This window comes from Paracoccus pantotrophus, assembly GCF_008824185.1.
Lineage (GTDB): Bacteria > Pseudomonadota > Alphaproteobacteria > Rhodobacterales > Rhodobacteraceae > Paracoccus > Paracoccus pantotrophus.
On the sequence record NZ_CP044425.1, the window covers coordinates 416,221 to 434,393 of the forward strand.

The 18,173-nt window shown below is 69.4% G+C and carries 17 protein-coding genes; 9 read left to right on the forward strand and 8 right to left on the reverse strand.

Going from position 1 to position 18,173, the window contains the following annotated elements; all coding sequences use genetic code 11:
* Positions 1-277 precede the first annotated feature (277 nt).
* From pcaF to ESD82_RS09895, 3 genes are read right to left on the reverse strand one after another with little or no spacing between them, the layout of a single operon-like run.
* Complete coding sequence (gene pcaF, locus ESD82_RS09885) at positions 278-1,477, reverse strand: 3-oxoadipyl-CoA thiolase (RefSeq protein ID WP_147429233.1); 1,200 nt, start codon at positions 1,475-1,477, stop codon at positions 278-280.
* A 1-nt stretch (position 1,478) separates the two neighbouring features.
* On the reverse strand, positions 1,479-2,150 hold the full coding sequence (locus ESD82_RS09890; RefSeq protein WP_147429232.1) for a 3-oxoacid CoA-transferase subunit B: 672 nt from the start codon (positions 2,148-2,150) through the stop codon (positions 1,479-1,481).
* On the reverse strand, positions 2,147-2,896 hold the full coding sequence (locus ESD82_RS09895; RefSeq protein WP_147429231.1) for a 3-oxoacid CoA-transferase subunit A: 750 nt from the start codon (positions 2,894-2,896) through the stop codon (positions 2,147-2,149). The genes ESD82_RS09890 and ESD82_RS09895 overlap by 4 nt, the downstream gene beginning before the upstream one ends.
* 108 nt (positions 2,897-3,004) lie before the next feature.
* On the opposite strand from ESD82_RS09895, the gene ESD82_RS09900 reads away from it, so the two are divergent.
* Positions 3,005-3,763: an IclR family transcriptional regulator domain-containing protein gene (locus tag ESD82_RS09900; RefSeq protein ID WP_114669151.1), complete on the forward strand. Its 759-nt coding sequence runs from the start codon at positions 3,005-3,007 to the stop codon at positions 3,761-3,763.
* On the opposite strand, the gene ESD82_RS09905 is transcribed toward ESD82_RS09900, so the two are convergent.
* Positions 3,760-4,398 carry a TetR/AcrR family transcriptional regulator gene (locus tag ESD82_RS09905; protein WP_147429230.1) on the reverse strand — a complete coding sequence of 213 codons (639 nt, stop codon included), beginning with the start codon at positions 4,396-4,398 and terminating at the stop codon, positions 3,760-3,762. The genes ESD82_RS09900 and ESD82_RS09905 overlap by 4 nt on opposite strands.
* 275 nt (positions 4,399-4,673) lie before the next feature.
* Between ESD82_RS09905 and mhpA the strand changes: the two genes are divergently transcribed.
* From mhpA to ESD82_RS09945, 8 genes are all read left to right on the forward strand, one after another.
* Positions 4,674-6,314 carry a bifunctional 3-(3-hydroxy-phenyl)propionate/3-hydroxycinnamic acid hydroxylase MhpA gene (mhpA, locus tag ESD82_RS09910; protein WP_147429229.1) on the forward strand — a complete coding sequence of 547 codons (1,641 nt, stop codon included), beginning with the start codon at positions 4,674-4,676 and terminating at the stop codon, positions 6,312-6,314.
* 409 nt (positions 6,315-6,723) lie between these two features.
* Complete coding sequence (locus ESD82_RS09915; RefSeq protein WP_024843430.1) at positions 6,724-8,601, forward strand: TRAP transporter large permease; 1,878 nt, start codon at positions 6,724-6,726, stop codon at positions 8,599-8,601.
* Between the two features lie 29 nt (positions 8,602-8,630).
* Entirely contained in the window at positions 8,631-9,647 is a 1,017-nt protein-coding gene (locus ESD82_RS09920; RefSeq protein ID WP_147429228.1) for a TRAP transporter substrate-binding protein, read from the forward strand.
* Positions 9,647-10,459, forward strand: a complete 813-nt coding sequence (locus tag ESD82_RS09925) for an IclR family transcriptional regulator (protein WP_024843432.1) — start codon at positions 9,647-9,649, stop codon at positions 10,457-10,459. The genes ESD82_RS09920 and ESD82_RS09925 overlap by 1 nt, the downstream gene beginning before the upstream one ends.
* Positions 10,456-11,625 carry an acetyl-CoA acetyltransferase gene (locus ESD82_RS09930; RefSeq protein ID WP_147429227.1) on the forward strand — a complete coding sequence of 390 codons (1,170 nt, stop codon included), beginning with the start codon at positions 10,456-10,458 and terminating at the stop codon, positions 11,623-11,625. Before ESD82_RS09925 ends, ESD82_RS09930 begins: the two co-directional genes overlap by 4 nt.
* A complete protein-coding gene (locus ESD82_RS09935; RefSeq protein WP_147429226.1) occupies positions 11,622-13,223 on the forward strand; it encodes an acyl-CoA synthetase in 1,602 nt (533 codons plus the stop codon). Before ESD82_RS09930 ends, ESD82_RS09935 begins: the two co-directional genes overlap by 4 nt.
* Positions 13,220-14,047 (forward strand): PCC domain-containing protein, encoded by an 828-nt coding sequence (locus tag ESD82_RS09940; protein WP_147429225.1) that lies wholly within the window; start codon positions 13,220-13,222, stop codon positions 14,045-14,047. The genes ESD82_RS09935 and ESD82_RS09940 overlap by 4 nt, the downstream gene beginning before the upstream one ends.
* Positions 14,044-14,805, forward strand: a complete 762-nt coding sequence (locus tag ESD82_RS09945) for an SDR family NAD(P)-dependent oxidoreductase (protein WP_024843436.1) — start codon at positions 14,044-14,046, stop codon at positions 14,803-14,805. Before ESD82_RS09940 ends, ESD82_RS09945 begins: the two co-directional genes overlap by 4 nt.
* Before the next feature lie 24 nt (positions 14,806-14,829).
* Here the strand turns inward: ESD82_RS09945 and ESD82_RS09950 are convergent, their stop codons facing one another.
* From ESD82_RS09950 to glnP, 4 genes are read right to left on the reverse strand one after another with little or no spacing between them, the layout of a single operon-like run.
* Complete coding sequence (locus ESD82_RS09950; RefSeq protein WP_024843437.1) at positions 14,830-15,750, reverse strand: MurR/RpiR family transcriptional regulator; 921 nt, start codon at positions 15,748-15,750, stop codon at positions 14,830-14,832.
* Positions 15,707-16,726 (reverse strand): C45 family autoproteolytic acyltransferase/hydolase, encoded by a 1,020-nt coding sequence (locus ESD82_RS09955; RefSeq protein ID WP_147429224.1) that lies wholly within the window; start codon positions 16,724-16,726, stop codon positions 15,707-15,709. Before ESD82_RS09955 ends, ESD82_RS09950 begins: the two co-directional genes overlap by 44 nt.
* Entirely contained in the window at positions 16,719-17,444 is a 726-nt protein-coding gene (gene glnQ / locus ESD82_RS09960) for a glutamine ABC transporter ATP-binding protein GlnQ (RefSeq protein WP_147429223.1), read from the reverse strand. Before glnQ ends, ESD82_RS09955 begins: the two co-directional genes overlap by 8 nt.
* Positions 17,441-18,097: a glutamine ABC transporter permease GlnP gene (glnP, locus tag ESD82_RS09965; protein WP_147429222.1), complete on the reverse strand. Its 657-nt coding sequence runs from the start codon at positions 18,095-18,097 to the stop codon at positions 17,441-17,443. The genes glnQ and glnP overlap by 4 nt, the downstream gene beginning before the upstream one ends.
* Positions 18,098-18,173 lie beyond the last annotated feature (76 nt).

Genomic DNA, 18,173 nt, shown 5'->3' on the forward strand with positions numbered 1-18,173 from the left:
GCAGCGCGCCCGGCGGAAAAGGCGCCTTCGAAATCCCGATGCCGCGTCTGGCTAGGCAGGCCAGGCAAGGCATGGGGCTGACCCATTGCCATGGCGCGCAGATCGGCGCACCCATACGCTTCAGGCGGCTGTTGGGCACCGCGACCCTTGCGGCTACGGGGCAAGCTGTCGCTGCGCAGCGGATTGCTGCCGCCCGCCATCCGTGGCAGGCGGCCATGACGGCCCGGATCCGGGCTTTCGCTGTCTCCGGCGTCTGCCGCCGCGCGGCGGAAGCCGCCTAGACCCGTTCCAGCGCGATGGCGATGCCCTGGCCTCCGCCGATGCACATGGTCGAGAGCGAGCGCCGTCCGCCGGTCCGCGCCAGTTCCAGCGCCGCCGTGCCGGTGATGCGGGCGCCCGACATGCCCAGCGGATGCCCCAGCGCGATAGCCCCGCCGTTCGGGTTCACCCGCGGGTCGTCATCGGCAATGCCTAGCTGGCGCAGCGTGGCGAGGCCCTGGGCCGCGAAGGCCTCGTTCAGCTCGATCACGTCGAAATCGGCTGCCGTCAGCCCCAGCCGCGCCATCAGCTTCTGCGACGCCGGCGCCGGGCCGATGCCCATGATGCGCGGCGGCACCCCCGCCGTCGCCCCGCCCAGCACCCGGGCGATGGGCGTCAGGCCGTGCCGTTTCGCCGCCGCCTCCGAGGCCAGGATCAGCGCCGCCGCCCCGTCGTTCACCCCCGAGGCATTGCCCGCCGTCACCGAGCCGTCCGGGAACAGCGGCCTGAGCTTGGCCAGCGCCTCGGCCGTGGTGGCGCGGGGATGCTCGTCGGTATCGACCACCACCGGATCGCCCTTGCGTTGCGGGATCGTCACCGGGGTGATTTCCTGCGCCAGCCGGCCGCTGGCGATCGCCGCCGCAGCCTTGGCCTGCGAGGCCAGCGCCATGGCGTCCTGCGCCTCGCGCGAGATGCCGTAGTCGTCGGCGACGTTCTGGCCGGTCTGCGGCATCGAGTCGGTGCCATAGGCCGCCTGCATCGCCGGGTTCACGAAGCGCCAGCCGATGGTGGTGTCGTGGATCTCGGCATGGCGGGAAAAGGCGGTCTCGGCCTTGGGCAGCACGAAGGGCGCGCGCGACATGGACTCGACGCCGCCGGCGATCATCAGCCCGGCCTCGCCCGCCGCGATCTGGCGCGCGGCGACCAGCACCGCATCCATGCCCGAGCCGCAGAGCCGGTTGATCGTGGTGCCCGGCACCTCGATCGGCAGGCCGGCCAGCAGCGCGGACATGCGGGCGACGTTGCGGTTGTCCTCGCCGGCCTGATTGGCGCAGCCATAGATCACATCGTCGACCGCCTGCCAGTCCAGGCCGGCATGGCGGGCCATCAGCGCCCGCAAGGGGATGGCGCCCAGGTCGTCGGCCCGCACCGGGGAGAGCGCGCCGCCGAAGCGGCCGATGGGCGTGCGGATATAGTCGCAGATGAAGACGTCGGTCATGTCACAGCTCCGGCACGACCAGGTCGCCGACCGCACCGTCCAGATGCAGCCGCGCGCCGGTCACGGCTTGCAGGTCGTCAAGGGAAATCGTGGCCAGCTTCTCGCGCAGCACGAAGCGGCCGCCTTCGATGTCCACCACGGCGAGCGAGGTATAGACCCGCGTCACGCAGCCCACCCCGGTCAGCGGCAGGGTGCAGGCTTCGACCAGCTTGGGCTTGCCGTCCTTGGTGACATGGTCGGTGATGACCGCGACGCGCTTGGCGCCATGCACCAGATCCATGGCGCCGCCCACCGCCGGCACGCCTTTCGGCCCGGTGGACCAGTTCGCAAGATCGCCGTTCTGCGCCACCTGATAGGCGCCCAGGATCGCCACGTCCAGATGCCCGCCGCGCACCATGGCAAAGCTGTCGGCATGGTGGAAGAAGGCCGCGCCGGGCTTCAGCGTGATCGCCTTCTTGCCGGCATTGATCAGATCCCAATCCTCCTCGCCCGCCGGCGGGGCCTCGCCAAAGCCCAGCACGCCGTTCTCGGTATGGAACACCGCCTGCCGGCCGGGGGGCTGGAACTTGGCCACCATCTCGGGAAAGCCGATGCCGAGGTTCACATAGGCGCCGTCGGCGATGTCCTGCGCCGCGCGCCAGGCGATCTGGGCGTTGGAAAGCTGCGTGGTCATGCCTGCACCTCCTGGGGACGGGCGGGGGGATGGGCCGCCTCGGCGCGGTTCAGCGCCTCTTCCTGCGCCGGGTTGGCGACCTCGACGATGCCGGAGACGAAGATGCCCGGCGTCACCACATGCTCGGGGTCGATGCCGCCCGGCGCGACCGCTTGCGTCACCTGCGCGACGGTGCGCGCCGCCGCCATCGCCATCAAGGGCGAGAAGTTCCGCGCCGCCATGCGATAGGTCAGGTTGCCGTAATGGTCGCCCAGCTCGGCCTTGATCAGCGCGAAATCGGCCTTGAGCCAGCGTTCCTGCACATAGGGACGGCCGTCGAACTCGGCGACCGGCTTGCCGCGGGCCAGGTCGGTGCCGTAGCTGGTCGGCGTGTAGAAGGCCGGGATGCCGGCCCCGCCGGCACGGATGCGTTCGGCCAGCGTGCCCTGCGGCACCAGTTCCAGCTCGATCTCTCCGGCCAGGTATTTCTCGGTAAAGACCCGCGGATCGGCCGAGCGCGGGAAGGAACAGACCATCTTGCGGACCATGCCCTGCTCGATCATCGCGGCGATGCCGACATGGCCGTTGCCGGCATTGTTGTTGATGACGGTCAAATCCTTGGGGCTGCCGGTGGCCAGGTAGCGGTCGATCAGCGCGTGGATCAGCTCGATCGGCGCGCCCGAGCCGCCGAAGCCGCCGATCATCACCGTGGCGCCGTCCGGGATGCCGGCGACGGCCTCGGCCAGGTTGGGGATGCGTTTGTCCATGACCTCCTCCTGCGGGTTCCGGGGATGTCATGCGCGCATGGCCGCCGCGAGGCCAGAGATTTCGTGCGGATGTTGACATTTGTTCAAACTGCGTAAAAACCTGTGCGCATGGTGAACAAGACCGATTTCATCGCCTCGCTGGCCAAGGGTCTGGGCGTGATCGAGGCGTTCCGGGCGGAACGGCCGCGGCTTTCCATCGCCGAGGTGGCCGAGGCGACGGGGCTGGACCGGGCGACGGCTAGGCGCTGCCTGCTGACCCTGCACGAGCTGGGCTATGCCGATTACGACGGCAAGTTCTTTACCCTGACGCCGCGCATCCTGCGGCTGGGCATGGGGGCCCTGGCGGCGATGCCGCTGGCGCAGCTGGTGCAGCCCTGGCTGGACCAGCTGTCCGAGCAGATCGGGCAATCCACCTCGGTCTCGATCCTCGATGATACCGAGATCGTCTATCTGGCGCGGGCGGCGCAAAGGCGGGTGATGTCCATCGGGCTGATGCCGGGCTCGCGGCTGCCGGCGCATTGCACCTCGATGGGCCGGGTGCTGCTGGCCGCCCTGCCCGAGCCCGAGGCGCGCGCCATCGTCGAGCGCTCGGACCTGACGCCGCGCACCCGCCACAGCCTGACCGCGCCGGACGAGATCATGGCGCGCATCGCCCGAGCCCGCGACGACGGCCATGCGGTGATCGACCAGGAGGTCGAGCTGGGCCTGCGCTCGCTTGCCGTGCCGCTGTTGAACGCGCATGGCCGGGTGGTGGCGGCGCTGAATACCGGGGTGGCGGCGGTGCAATCCTCGGCCGAGGAACTGGTCGCACTCTACCTGCCGGCGCTGCTCCGGGTGCAGGAGGGGCTGCGCCGGGTGCTGCGCTAGCGGCCGGGCAGCGGCGGGCGCGGCCGGCCTGCCAGTTCGGTGGCGCTGGCCAGGTCCAGACCGGCCATGCAGAGCAGGCGGGCCACGATCCGCTCGCTTTCCGCGGGGGAAAGCTGGCCTTCGGTGATCGCCAGGCTGGCGCCGATCAGCGCGTGGCAGGTCAGCCGCCAGGTCAACTCGGCGTCCTCGGCCCGAAAGCGGCCGGCCGCCGAGGCCTGGCGCAGGTCGCGGATCGCAAAGGGGCCCATCATGCGGAACAGCGCATCTGCGATCACCTCGGAACGGCGCAGCATCTGCCGCCAGCGCGGATCGCCGGTCGCAGCGTCCAGCACGGTGCGGATGCCGAAGGCATAGACCTGCGCCGGATCCTCGAACCGGTCGGTGACGGCCTGGATGCTGACCCCCAGGTCATGCATCAGCCCCTCGAGTACGGCGATGGCCAGTTCGTCCTTGGATCTGAAGTAATTGTAGATCGTCCCCGCCCCGACATCAGCGCGTTCGGCGATCTCCAGCATGGTGGCGGCCTCGGTGCCCTTCTCGGTCATGATCTCGCGCGCCGCCTTGATCAGCGCCGCCCGGTTGCGCCGCTGGCGCCGCGCCACGCGGCCCTCGCCCTGGATCCCTGCCTCGGCCATGCCCTGCTCCGTATTCGAACCCGAACCATATTCGGAAACGAATCGGATCTCAAGCCGAGGGGCGGCTCGCCCCGCCGGCGCGACAAGAAGCCGCGGGCGGTGGGAGAGTTTTTAGCGTCCAGTCAATGCGTTGCAAGCTTCCGGCCGATATGAATTATAATCAAAGTTGACGATAATTCATTTTTAGAACAAATTCACCGCCGACCGATCCACCCGCATGGGAGCGCGGGCGATCGGGCCGGAACCCCCGGCAATCGTTTCAGGGAGGAGCAAGCATGACCCCATCAACCCAAGCCATCGACACCGATGTCGCCATCGTCGGCGCCGGTCCGGTCGGGACGCTGCTGGCGATCCTGCTGGGCCAGCGCGGCAAGCGCGTCACGCTGATCGAGCGTTGGAGCACGCATTACGACCTGCCGCGCGCCGTGACCTTCGACCACGAGATCGCGCGCATCCTGGCCACGCTGGGCATCGACGCCGAATCCGACCCGTCGATCAACCATCACGACGAGCTTTACTACTGGCGCAACGCCAGGGGCGAGAACCTGCAGATCGTGGATTGGCAGAGCCAGTCGGCCAGCGGCTGGCGCGTGCGCTACTGGTTCAACCAGCCGCTGCTGGAAAAGCGCCTGCTGAAGATCGCGGCCGGCATGCCGGAAATCACCGTGATGCGCGGCTGGAACGCCGTCGCGCTGGACCAGGAGGCCGAGGGCGTCACCCTGGCGCTGCAACGGAACCCCGAGGAGGTCGGCCCGGATGGCGAGCGCCGGACGATCCGGGCGAAATTCGTCGTCGGCACCGACGGCGCCAACAGCTTCGTGCGCCATGCGCTTGGCATCGAGAACGAGGACAAGGGCTATTTCTTCGACTGGCTGATCCTCGACATGCTGCCGAAATTCGACTATTGCGCCGCGCACCCGGATGAGCCGGCGCAATGGCAGCTTTGCGACCCCAGCCGCCCGACCACCATCGTCCCCGGCGGGCCGGCACCGCTGCCCGGCCAGCCCGACCGCCGCCGCTGGGAGTTCATGGTCCTGCCCGGCGAATCGGCGGCCGAGATGCAGACCCCGGAAAAGGCGTGGGAATTGCTGCAGCCCTGGGGCCTGACCCCCGAGAATGCCGCGCTGGAGCGCGCCGCCGTCTATCGCTTCCAGGCCCGCTGGGCGAAGCAATGGCACAAGGGCCGCTGCCTGATCGGCGGCGACGCCGCGCATCTGATGCCGCCCTTTGCCGGCGAGGGCATGTGCGCCGGCATCCGCGACGCGGTGGCGATGGCCTGGCGGCTGGACCTGATCCTCGAGGGCAAGGCAGGGCTCGGCCTGCTCGACAGCTATACCAGCGAGCGCAAGGATCATGCCTGCCACTACATCGACTTCAGCCGGGAACTGGGCCGCATCATCTGCATCGCCGACGCGGCCGAGGCCGCGGTGCGCGACACCCGCATGATCGCCGAGCTTCAGGCCCGCGGCCAACGGCCGGTGCCGACCGACATCTGCCATCTCGGCCCCGGCGCCTGGTGCCCGGCCAGCGCCCATGCCGGCGAGCTGTCGGTGCAGGGCGTGGTCGAGCACAAGGGCCGGCGCGACCGCTTCGACCAGGCCGTGGGCCGGGGCTGGGTGGTGATCGGCCACGAGGCCGATCCGCTGGCGGCGCTGACGCCGAGGCAGCGGGCGCAGCTTGACCTGCTCGAGGGGTTCGGCGTGCAGCTCTGCGCCCCCGGCGGCGGCTGCGCCGTGATCGACACCGAGGGCACCTACAGGCGCTGGTTCGACGAGATCGACGCGAAATTTGTGCTGATCCGGCCGGATTTCTATGTTGCGGCCACAGCAAACAGCCCCGAGGTCTTCCAGCAGCGCGTCGATGCGGTGATGCGCACGCTGGACCTGGCCGACAGCCCGGCGCTGGCGGCGGAGTAAGGGACCGCCCTCTGGTCCCGGTGCCGTCCGCCCCGCCCGGATCCTGTCCGGGGTGGGCCGGGCAGGCGGGGCCTGTTCGCTGCCTTCCTGCGCATCGACGGCCAGCCCATCATCCGATGACGCGCCGCGCAAGGCGGATTCGAGCCGAGTCGCAAGCCCTGACAGAAACGGCCGCGCCAAGCCGGCGCGGCCCTTGTCATTTTCGCTGCCCGAGCGGAGATTTGTTCCATGATGTAGAATGGCATATTTGCAAAGGATCGCCAAATACCGCCAAAATCGCGGCAACTGGCAATTTTCACTTGCACTTTGTCAAGAATCGCCCAGAAATTCCCAAAAACGCGGCAGCTGTAATGTCCATATCATGGATCATCAGCAGGGAGGGGAGGCCCGCCGCCATGGGAGGGATGCGATGCAACTGACCGACACCCCGCCCGAGGGCGAGCTGGCCCTGGGCGGCATCGAGGCACTGGCCGAGCCCAAGCGCGCCGAGTTCTGGATGCGCCCGGTCGAGATCGCCGCCGCTGGCCTTCTGGTGGTGATGATCGTCACCGTGCTGGCCAACGTGTTCTTCCGCTATGTGCTGACCAAGCCCTTGATCTGGGGCGACGAGGTCGCGTCCATCAGCTTCATCTGGATGGCGATGCTGGGCGCGGCGCTGGCGGTGGACCGGCACGAGCATATGCGCCTGACCGTGTTTTTGCCGCTGCTGCCCGAGCGGCTGGCGCGGGTGGCCGAGGTGGCGGGTCAGGTGCTGGTCTGCGTATTGCTGCTGCGGCTCTTGCCGGTCGCGGTGGAATATGCCTATGAGGAAAGCTTTGTCAGGTCGCCGGCGCTGGGACTGCCGATGTCCTGGCGCGCCTCGGCCCTGCCGGCCGGGATCGGGCTGATGGCGGTGCTGGCGGTGCTTTCGGTCCTGCGCTCGCGCGAATGGCGCATCATCGCCGCGACCCTGGCCATTACGGCACTGGCAGTGGCGCTGATGTGGTTCGCGCGGCCGGCGCTTCTGTCCATCGGCAACTGGAACCTGCCGATCTGGCTGGGCCTGCTGGTCGCGGTGCTGCTGTGCATCGGCGTGCCCATCGCCTTCTGCTTCGCGCTGGGGACGCTGGCCTATCTGACCTTCGCCAGCCACGCGCCGATCTTCGTGATGATGGGCCGCATCGACGAGGGCATGTCCTCGCTGATCCTGCTGTCGGTGCCGGTCTTCGTGCTGCTGGGCTGCATCCTCGACGCCACCGGCATGGGCAAGGCCATCGTCAATTTCCTCGCCTCGCTTCTGGGCCACGTCAAGGCGGGGATGAGCTATGTGCTGCTGGGCTCGATGTTCCTGGTCTCGGGGATTTCCGGCTCGAAGGTGTCGGACATGGCGACGGTGGCGCCTGCGCTTTTCCCGGAAATGCGCCGTCGCGGCCATTCCGCGCCCGAGATGACGGCGCTGCTCGCGACCGGCGCGGCCATGGCCGATACGGTGCCGCCCTCGATCGTGCTGATCGTGCTGGGCTCGGTCGCGGGCGTGTCCATCGCCGGGCTGTTCACCTCGGGCTTCGTCATCGCCATGGTGCTGCTGGTCGTGCTGGCGGTGCTGGCACGCTGGAAGGCGCGGGCCGAGGACATGTCGGGCGTACGCGCCGCCACCCTGCCGCTGATCGGCCGGACCGCGCTGATCGCGGCGCCGGCGCTGGTCCTGCCCTTCATGATCCGCAGCCTGGTCGGCGGCGGCGTCGCCACGGCGACCGAGGTTTCGACCATCGCCGTGGTCTATGCCTTCGTCATCGGCGTCGTGCTCTATGGCGGCATCCCGCTGCGCAAGCTGGGCACCATGCTGGTCGAGACCGCGGCCATGTCGGGCGCGATCCTGCTGATCCTGGGCGCGGCATCCGCAATGGCCTGGGCGCTAACGCAATCGGGCTTCGCCCGCGACCTGATGGCCGTCGTCACCGGCCTGCCGGGCGGCTGGGTGGTGTTCATGCTGGCCTCGATCCTGATCTTCCTGATCCTGGGCTGCGTATTGGAGGGGCTGCCGGCCATCGTGCTTCTGGCGCCGATCATGTTCCCCATCGCCCGCGGCCTGGGCATCCACGACATCCATTACGCCATGGTCATCGTCACGGCGATGAACATCGGCCTGATGGCCCCGCCCATCGGCATCGGCTTCTACATCGCCTGCAAGATCGCCAACGTGCCCGCCGACCAGGTCATGCGCCGGATCTGGCCCTATCTGGCGGCGCTGCTGGTCGGCCTGCTGGCCATCGCCGCCGTGCCCTGGTTCTCGACCGCCTTGCTTTGACGTCAACAACCCTCGGGGAGGAGGAAACCATGACCATCACCCGCCGCAGCGTCCTGATGGGTGCCGCCGCAGGGGCGCTTGCCGCGCCCTTCATCCGGCCGGGCGCCGCCCGCGCCGCCGAGTTCAGCTACAAGATCGCGAACAACCAGCCGCTCGAGCATCCCAGCAACGTGCGGCTGGCCGAGGCGGTCAAGGCGATCCTGGAGGAAACCTCGGGCGCGGTGGATATCCAGATCTTCCCCTCGAACCAGCTGGGCGCCGATACCGACGTGCTGGGCCAGCTGCGCTCGGGCGGGGTCGAGTTCTTCCAGCTTTCGCCGGTGATCCTGTCCACGCTGGTGCCGAACGCCTCGATCAACGGCGTGGGCTTCGCCTTCCCCGACTACGACACGGTGTGGAAGGCGATGGACGGCGAGCTGGGCGCCTATGCCCGCGGCCAGATCGAGAATGCCGGCCTGGTGGTGATGGACAAGATCTGGGACAATGGCTTTCGCCAGACCACCACCTCGACCAAGCCGATCCAGACGCCCGAGGATCTGCAGGGCTTCAAGATCCGCGTGCCGGTCAGCCCGCTCTGGACCTCGCTGTTCTCGGCCTTCGGCGCCGCGCCCGCCTCGATCAACTTCGCCGAGGTCTATACCGCGCTGCAGACCGGCATCGTGGACGGGCAGGAAAACCCGCTGGCGATCATGAAGGTCGCCAAGCTGTGGGAGGTGCAGAAATACCTGTCCATGACCAACCACATGTGGGACGGGTTCTGGCTCTTGGGCAACCGCCGCGCCTGGGGCGCCCTGCCCGAGGACGCGCAGCAGGCCATCGCCAAGCATTTCAACGCCGGCGCGGAACGCCAGCGCGAGGATGTGATGGCGCTGAACGCCACCCTGCGCGGCGATCTGGAAAGCCACGGCTTCGTCTTCAACGACGTGGATCCGCAGCCCTTCGAGGGCAAGCTGCGCGAGGCGGGCTTCTATGCCGAGTGGAAAAAGACCTATGGCGACGAGGCATGGGAGATCCTGGAAGCCGCCATCGGCCGGAAGCTGGCCTGATGACGGACGCGCCCGCCCCCGAAACGACCGGCGGCGCGCAGGCGGTGGCGCGGGCGCTGTCGCTGCTGTCGCTGGTCGGCAGGGGCGGCGATGCGGGGCTGGCGCTGGGGCAGCTGGCCGCCGCCTCGGGGCTGGCAAGGCCCACGGTGCGGCGGCTGCTCTTGGCGCTGGCCGCGGCGCGCATGGTCGAGCAGGACCGCCAAACCCGGCGCTATCACCTGGGCCCCGAGGCCTATCTGCTGGGCAGCTTCGCCGCCGAGCGCCACGGCATCTTGCATCACGCCCGCGACCCGATGCTGCGGCTGGCGCGCGAGACCGGCGACACCCTGCTTTTGACCGTGCCGCAGGGCGACCATACCCTGTGCCTGGAACGGATCGAGGGCGATTTCCCGATCCGCACCCATGCGTTGATGCGCGGCGACCGCAAGCCCGCGGGCGTCGGCGCGGGCGCCTTGGCGATCCTCGCCGCCCTGCCGGTGGCCGAGGGCGACGCGCTGCTGCGCCGCGTGGCGCCCCTGGCCGAGGCGCTGGCCCCCGGCCTTGCCGCCGCGCTGGCCGAGGATCTGGCAGGGGCACGCGCGGCCGGGCACGCGCTGAACCCCGGCCGGGTGGTGCCGGGATCCTGGGGCCTGGGGGTGGCGATCCTGTGGCCCGACGGGCGGCCGGCCGGCGCGCTTTCCATCGCCGCCATCGAGAACCGCATGGGCGCGGCGCGGCAGGCCGAACTGGCCGCCCTGCTGCATCGCGAGGCGCGGCGGGTCGAAGCCCGCCTGGCCGCGCTGGACACGCAACCGAAAAGGAACATCGCATGAGTGATCCGCTGATCGTCGGCTGGGCGCATACGAAATTCGGCAAGTCCGAGGCCCCCGACACGCTGGCCCTGATGGCCGAGGTGGCGCGGCCGGCGCTGGACCATGCCGGCCTGCCGCCCGATGCCGTCGACGGCATCTTCGTCGGCGTCTACAACAACGGCTTCTCGCGCCAGGATTTCCAGGGCGCGCTGGTCGCCATGGGCACGCCGGAGCTGGCGGGCGTGCCCTTCATGCGCACGGAAAACGCCTGCGCCACCGGCTCGGCCGCGCTCTATGCGGCGGCCGATTTCATCGCCTCGGGGCGCGGCAAGGTCGCCCTGGTCATCGGCGCCGAGAAGATGAGCGCGACGCCCGGCGACCAGGTCGGCGACATCCTGCTGTCGGCCAGCTACGTCCCCGAGGAGGGCGAGATCCCCGGCGGTTTCGCCGGCGTCTTCGGCCGCATCACCGAGAGCTATTTCCAGCGCCACGGCGACCGGTCCGAGGAACTGGCGATGATCGCCGCCAAGAACCACGAAAACGGCATGCGCAACCCCTATGCGCATATGCAGAAGCCTTTCGACCTCGCCTTCTGCAACACCATCTCGGACAAGAACCCGCGCGTCGCCGGGCCGCTCAGGCGCACGGATTGCTCGCTGGTCTCGGACGGGGCGGCGGCGCTGGTGCTGGCCGCGCCCGAACTGGCGGCCGACCTGCAGCGCGCCATCCGCTTCCGCGCCCGTGCGCAGGCCGGCGACCTGCTGGCACTGTCGCGGCGCGATCCCATCGCCTTCGACGGCCCGCACCGGGCCTGGGCTGCGGCGCTGGAGCAGGCGGGCCTGGGCATCACGGACCTGTCGCTGGTCGAGACGCATGACTGCTTCACCACCGCCGAGATGATCGAATACGAGGCCATGGGCCTGGCCCCGCGCGGCCAGGGCTGGCGCGTCATCCGCGACGGCGTGACCCGGTTCGACGGCGCGCTGCCGGTGAACCCCTCGGGCGGGCTGAAATCGCGCGGCCATCCCATCGGCGCCACCGGCGTCTCGCAGCATGTCATGGTCGCCATGCAGCTGGCCGGCGATGCCGGCGCCATGCAGGTGCCGGGCGCCAGCCTGGGCGGGGTCTTCAACATGGGCGGCGCCGCGGTCGCCAGCTATTGCTCGATCCTGGAGCGGGTGAAATGACCGAACCCGCCACCGACCCGGCTGGCGGCGTGACCCCGGTCTCGACCCGGGTAATGAATCTTGCCACCTTCCTGACCCAGGCCGCGCGGCGCGACCCGGACGGCATCGCGCTGGTCATGGGCGAGGCGCGCTGGACATGGGCCGAGTTCGAGGCCCGCGCCGACGCCCTGGCCCATGCGCTGCAGACCCGCTTTGGCCTGCGCAAGGGCGACCGGGTCATGTGCCAGTCGCAGAACTGCATGGAGATGATGCAGGCCATGTTCGCCACCTGGCGCGCGGGTGGCGTCTGGGTGCCCGCGAACTTCCGCCAGACGCCCGAGGAAGTGGCCTGGCTGACCGAATCCTCGGGCGCGACGCTGATGTTCTGCAATGCCGCCTTTCCCGATCACGCCGCCGCCTGCGGCGTGACCACGCTGGTCTTCGGGCAGGCCGGTTTCGGCCCCTCGGTGCAGGCCATCACCGCCGAGCATATGGGAAGCCGCCCGCAGGTGGCGGCGGTGGATCGCGACGATCCCTGCTGGTTCTTCTTCACCTCGGGGACCACCGGCCGGCCCAAGGCCTCGGTGCTGACCCACGGCCAGATGGGTTTCGTGGTCACGAACCACCTGGCCGACCTGATGCCGGGCCTGACCAGAGACGACGCCTCGCTGGTCGTGGCGCCCCTGTCGCATGGCGCGGGCGTACACCAGCTGACCCAGGTGGCGCGCGGGGTGAAAACCGTGCTGCTGCCGACCGAGCGTTTCGACGTGGCGCAGGTCTGGGATCTGGTGCGGGCATGGCGGGTGTCCACCATGTTCACCGTGCCGACGATCCTGAAGCTCTTGGTCGAGCATCCGGCGACGGAGACGGCCGACACCTCGTCCTTGCGCTACGTGATCTATGCCGGAGCGCCGATGTATCGCGTGGACCAGCAAAAGGCGCTGCGCGTCCTGGGCAAGGTGCTGGTGCAATATTTCGGCCTGGGCGAATGCACCGGCAACATCACCGTGCTGCCCGCGCATCTGCACGAGGCCGAGGACGGCCCGACCGCCCGCATCGGCACCTGCGGCCATGCCCGCACCGGCATCGAGATCCAGATCCAGGACGACCAGGGCCGCGAATTGCCGCCCGGCCAGACCGGCGAGATCTGCGTGATCGGCCCGGCAGTCTTTGCCGGCTACTATCAGAACCCGCAGGCCAATGCGAAGGCCTTCCGCGACGGCTGGTTCCGCACCGGCGACCTGGGCCATATGGACGAGGCGGGGTTCCTGTATATCACCGGGCGCGAGTCGGACATGTTCATCTCGGGCGGCTCGAACGTCTATCCGCGCGAGATCGAGGAAAAGATCCTGACCCATCCCGCCATTTCCGAGGTCGCGGTGCTAGGCGTGCCCGATCCGCTCTGGGGCGAGGTCGGCTGGGCGGTCTGCGTGGCCGAAACCCCCGTGACCGAGGAGGAGCTGGCGGCATTCCTTGCACCGAAACTGTCGCGCTACAAGCTGCCCAGGCGCTTCCTGTTCTGGGACGGCCTGCCGAAATCGGCCTATGGCAAGATCACCAAGAAGATGATCCGCGAGGAGCTGGAGGCGCGCGGCCTGCTGGAGCAGGCCCCGGCATGAACATGGTCCATCCCGGCCCCCGCGCGGTCGAGCGCGTGCAGGCCCGGCGCGCCGCGCTGCGTCCCGTCCATGGGCAACTGCGCGCCGGGCAGACGGTGATGCAGGCGGTGGGCGAGCTGTTCGCCGATCACGGCTGCAAGGGTGGCGTCGTCTCGCTGGCGGGCCTTGCCTGCGCGCCGATGCGCTATGTCCTGCCGGCGCTGTCGACCGACGGGCTGCACGCGGCCTGGTATTCCGACACCCATGCGCCCGCCGGCCGCTGGACCCTCGACAGCGCCACCGCGACGGTCGGCAGGAAGGACGGCGCGCCCTTCCTGCATTGCCACGGCATCTGGTCGGACGGGCGAGAGGTCGCGATGGGCCACCTGCTGCCCTTTGATGCGGTGATTGCCGAGGACGTGGCGGTCGAGGGGCTGGGCGCGGCGGAGACATGGTTCGAGGCGCTGCCCGACGAGGAAACCGCCTTCACCCTGTTCACCCCGCAGGGCGGCGGTGACGGCCCCGGCCTTTTCGCCCGCATCCTGCCGGGCGAGGATGTGATCACAGCCATCGAGACGCTGGCCGCCCGGCACGGCATCGCCACGGCGCGGCTGCATGGCGTGGGCAGCATCGACCATATCCGCTTCGCCAAGGGGCATCGCATGGACTGCCTGGCCACCGAGCTGCGGCTGGACGGCGCGCGGCTGGCCCGGGGCACGGCGCATGTGCCGATCGAGGTTGTGGACATCGACGGCCATATCGCGCGCGGCACGCTGGAACGGGGCGCGAACCCCGTCGGCGTGACGCTGGAACTCATCATCGAACCGACAGGGGAAACGCCATGAAAACCGCCATCGTCACCGGGGGCTGCCGCGGCATCGGCCTGGCCGCCACCGAGATCTTCCTGGAACAGGGCTGGCGCGTCGCCATGGTCGACCGCGACACCCAGGAACTGCACCGGGTCGCAGAGGGCATGGAGAACGTGCTGGCGGTCGAGGCCGATGTCTCGGACCCCGACCAGGTCGAGCGCATGGTGGCCGAGACCGTCGCCGGCCTTGGCCGCGTCGATGCGCTGGTCAACAACGCGGGCGTGGCGCTGTTTTCGCGCGCGGGCCGCACCAGTTTCGAGGAATGGCGCGAGGTGATGGCGACCAATCTGGACGGCGTGTTCCTGTGTACCCAGGCCGCGGCGCCGGAACTGGCGAAAACCGGCGGCGCCATCGTCAACATCGCTTCGATTTCCGGGCTCAGGGCCTCGACGCTGCGGGTGGCCTATGGCACCTCGAAGGCGGCGGTGATCCACCTGACCAAGCAATTCGCCGCCGAACTGGGCGAGCATGGCATCCGCGTCAACTGCGTCGCCCCCGGCCCGGTCAAGACCAAGCTGGCCATGGCGGTGCATGCGCCCGAGATCATCTCGGCCTATTACGACGCCATCCCGCTGAACCGCTATGGCGAGGCGCGCGAGATCGCCGAGGCCATCGTGTTCCTGTGCTCGGAGAAGGCCAGCTTCGTCTCGGGGCAGACGCTGGCGGTGGATGGCGGCTTCGACGCCACCGGCGTCGGCCTGCCGGCGCTGCGGCGCGAGAACGAGCCGGCCTGACGGCGGCGCGCGCGCCGGACCGGATCAGCCGATTTCGACGCGCAGCCTTTCGATCATCCTGTCGCGCTCGCGCAGGGCGCGGCGCGCGGCCGCCGGCCGGGTGGCGGCGCAGGCGTTGACCAGGCATTCGACGGCGACGGTAAAGGCGCCGATGCTGTTCGACAGGAAGCTGGTCTCATGCGCGACCAGGATCGCGGCGCGCGAGCTTTGCACCAGCGGCGAATCGGTCCGGTCGGTCAGGGCCACGGTGCCGATGCCAAGCTTGCGCGCCTCGGCCGCGACCTCGACCACCTGCGCCGAATAGGGCGCGCAGCTGGTCGAGATCAGCACCCCGCCCTCGCCCAGCAGCGCCAGCCCCTCGGCAATGCCCAGCCCGTTCGCATCGAGCAGCGCCACGTCCGAGCGGATCATGCGCAGCCCATAGACCAGGAAGCTGGCGATGGAATGGAACTGGCGGATGCCGTGAACCACGACCCGCGGCGCCGCCATGATCATCTCGGCCGCCATATCGAAGGCGGCCTCGTCGAACTGTTCGATGAACCGGTCGATATTGGCCTGGTTCTCGCGGCACAGCCGCGCGGCGCGGGCGCGGGTCGAACTGCCGCCCTCGAGCGCCGAAGCCGCCCGGCGCGAATAGAACGCCCCCGGCGCGCTCATCGAGGCCGAGAGCAGAACCTGCTGGAAACCGGGAAAGCCGGAGTAGCCCAGCGAATGCGCCAGCCGGGTCAGGGTCGAGGGGCTGACCTCCAGCCGCTCGGCCAGCGTGGTGATCGACAGCAGCACCGGATCGCCGGTCAGGTCCAGGATGCGCGACAGCGCGCCGCGCGCCTTGGCCCCCAGCGAGATGCCGCCCTCGCCCTGCGCGATGGCGACGGCCAGGGCGCGCAGCTCTTGCAGGGTCTCAGGCGGTGCCGCTGTAGCGGGCGGGTCCGGTGGCGCGGTCATGGATGCTCCAATCGAGCCCCCGGACGGTCAGGCGCAGGATCGCGGTGCCGAGGGTGTTTTCTTCGTCGGGATCATCCTCCGCATCGCGCCGGATGGGAAGCCCCTCGCCGCCGGTATCGCGCAGGATCGCCAGCGGAGCCGCGCCCGCCGCCACCAGCGCATCGCCGCGCCGCTGCCGGTCGCCCGAGGACGCGGTGACGATCTGGCCGTCAAGGCCGCGCGGCAGGTGCAGCGCGTGATTGGCATGCAGCGCCGGGGCGACGATCTCGCGCCGCGACATCGCGCCGCCGCCGAACTCGACCGACAGGATGCGCCCGTCACCGCGCTGCATCAGCGCGAAATGGAACCCGCCCGAGGCCGCATCGGCCAGCACCTCCAGCGCCGCCGCCAGCGTCGGGCAGGCCAGCACCGCCCGGCCCAGCACCATGCGCGGGATTTCCGCCTCGACCCCGGTCAGGCGCAGGTTGTTCACCGTCTGCACCAGCCCGGCGCCGGTAAAGGCAAAGGTATGGCCGGGGATCGAGCCGGGATAGCAGAAGGCATGGAAGCCCGGCTCGGCCTCGGGCCGGGCCTCGGCGATGAAGCAGGCGCCGCGAAAGCAGGGCAGCCCGTCCTCGTTATGCGCCAGCAGCGGCTCGGGGCCCGGCAGCATGACGGTGGTGCAGCCGTCCGGGACCGAGGCCAGCAGGTCGCCGCGGCAGTTCCAGGCAAAGACCTGCGCCACCGGCAGGCCCAGCCCCTCGGCCAGCCCCTCGATTTCCTGCCAGATGCGCGGAAAGCGGACACGGGTCGCCGCGGCCATGGCGGCAAGGCGGGGGGCATGGGCGGCGGCGTTGACCTCCTGCCACAGCGGATGGCCGGACAGGTGCCGCCGCACCGCCGCGCGGCCGGCGCGGCCAAGCGCGACGCCGATCTGATGCGGGGTGCCGGCCAGTTGCAGCCAGCCCAGCCCGGGCGCGGTCGAAACCTCAGACATGTTGCAGGAAATCCTTCAGACGGTCGTTGGGCGGGTTGGCGATGGTCTGGACCGGATCGCCGTCCACCGAGATCTTGCCATGTTCCATGAAGATCAGCCGCGTGCCGACCTGGCGGGCGAAGCCCATCTCATGGGTGACGACGACCATGGTCATGCCCTCCTGCGCCAGTTCGCGCATGACGTTCAGCACCTCCTGCTTCAGCTCGGGGTCGAGCGCCGAGGTCGGCTCGTCGAACAGCATGACCTTGGGTCGGATCGCCAGCGCCCGGGCGATGGCCACGCGCTGCTGCTGGCCGCCCGACAGCGCCGAGGGCGGATGATGGGCACGCGCCGCCAGCCCGACCTTTTCCAGAAGCCGCATCGCCTGCGCCTCGGCCTCGGCGCGCGGCAGGCCGCGCACCTTGCGCGGGCCAAAGGCCACGTTCTGCAAGGCGGTCATCTGCGGGAACAGGTTGAACTGCTGGAACACCATCCCGGCCTCCTGCCGGATGCGGCGCAGCTGCTTGGCCCCGGCGCGAACCGAGATGCCGTCCACCAGCAGGTCGCCGCCGGTGATCTGTTCAAGCCCGTTGATGCAGCGCAGCAGCGTGGACTTGCCCGAGCCCGAGGGGCCGATCAGCACCACCACCTCGCCGGTCTCGATGGAGAGATCGACCTCGTCCAGCACCTTCAGGTCGCCGAAGTGCTTGGAGGTCTTGCGAAACTCGATGATGCTCACAGGATCCTCATGCGTTTTTCGATCAGCCGCAGGACAAAGGTCAGGACGCCGGTCATGGCCAGGTAAAGCACCGCCACCGCCGTCCAGATCTCGACGGCGCGGAAGTTCGAGGCCATGATCTCCTGCCCGGTACGGGTCAGCTCGCCCACCCCGATCACGATGAACAGCGAGGTGTCCTTGAGCGAGACGATGAACTGGTTGCCCAGGGGCGGGATCAGCCGGCGAAAGGCCAGCGGACCGACGATATGGGTCAGCACCTTCCATTGCGGCAGGCCCATGGCCAGCCCCGCCTCGGTCAGGCCGCGCGGGATCGACAGGAAGGCGCCGCGCACGATCTCGGCGATATAGGCGCCGGCATTGACCACGATGGCCAGGATCGCGGCGGTCATCGGGTCGATGCGCACCCCGGCCAGCACCGGCAGCGCGAAATACAGGAACATCACCTGCACCACGATCGGCGTACCCCGGATCACCTCGATATAGGCGAAGGCGATGGCGTTCAGGATGACGCCGCCATAGGCGCGCATCAGCCCGGCGATCAGCCCGAGGACGGTGCCACCGACCAGACCGGCCAGCGCGATGAGGATGGTGACGCGGGCGCCGGCGAGAAGTTGCGGCAAGAAGCCGGGAACGACGGACCAATCGACTTCCAAGGGAAGACCTCCGTGACGCGGAAAGGACAGGATACGGCCGGACGGACGGGGACGGATCGGTCCCCGTCACCCGCGC

Coding starts and splice junctions, on each gene's coding strand:
- pcaF (WP_147429233.1), bottom strand. CDS start 1,477: ATGACCGACGTCTTCATCTGCGACTATATCCGCACGCCCATCGGCCGC.
- ESD82_RS09890 (WP_147429232.1), bottom strand. CDS start 2,150: ATGACCACGCAGCTTTCCAACGCCCAGATCGCCTGGCGCGCGGCGCAG.
- ESD82_RS09895 (WP_147429231.1), bottom strand. CDS start 2,896: ATGGACAAACGCATCCCCAACCTGGCCGAGGCCGTCGCCGGCATCCCG.
- ESD82_RS09900 (WP_114669151.1), top strand. CDS start 3,005: ATGGTGAACAAGACCGATTTCATCGCCTCGCTGGCCAAGGGTCTGGGC.
- ESD82_RS09905 (WP_147429230.1), bottom strand. CDS start 4,398: ATGGCCGAGGCAGGGATCCAGGGCGAGGGCCGCGTGGCGCGGCGCCAG.
- mhpA (WP_147429229.1), top strand. CDS start 4,674: ATGACCCCATCAACCCAAGCCATCGACACCGATGTCGCCATCGTCGGC.
- ESD82_RS09915 (WP_024843430.1), top strand. CDS start 6,724: ATGCAACTGACCGACACCCCGCCCGAGGGCGAGCTGGCCCTGGGCGGC.
- ESD82_RS09920 (WP_147429228.1), top strand. CDS start 8,631: ATGACCATCACCCGCCGCAGCGTCCTGATGGGTGCCGCCGCAGGGGCG.
- ESD82_RS09925 (WP_024843432.1), top strand. CDS start 9,647: ATGACGGACGCGCCCGCCCCCGAAACGACCGGCGGCGCGCAGGCGGTG.
- ESD82_RS09930 (WP_147429227.1), top strand. CDS start 10,456: ATGAGTGATCCGCTGATCGTCGGCTGGGCGCATACGAAATTCGGCAAG.
- ESD82_RS09935 (WP_147429226.1), top strand. CDS start 11,622: ATGACCGAACCCGCCACCGACCCGGCTGGCGGCGTGACCCCGGTCTCG.
- ESD82_RS09940 (WP_147429225.1), top strand. CDS start 13,220: ATGAACATGGTCCATCCCGGCCCCCGCGCGGTCGAGCGCGTGCAGGCC.
- ESD82_RS09945 (WP_024843436.1), top strand. CDS start 14,044: ATGAAAACCGCCATCGTCACCGGGGGCTGCCGCGGCATCGGCCTGGCC.
- ESD82_RS09950 (WP_024843437.1), bottom strand. CDS start 15,750: ATGACCGCGCCACCGGACCCGCCCGCTACAGCGGCACCGCCTGAGACC.
- ESD82_RS09955 (WP_147429224.1), bottom strand. CDS start 16,726: ATGTCTGAGGTTTCGACCGCGCCCGGGCTGGGCTGGCTGCAACTGGCC.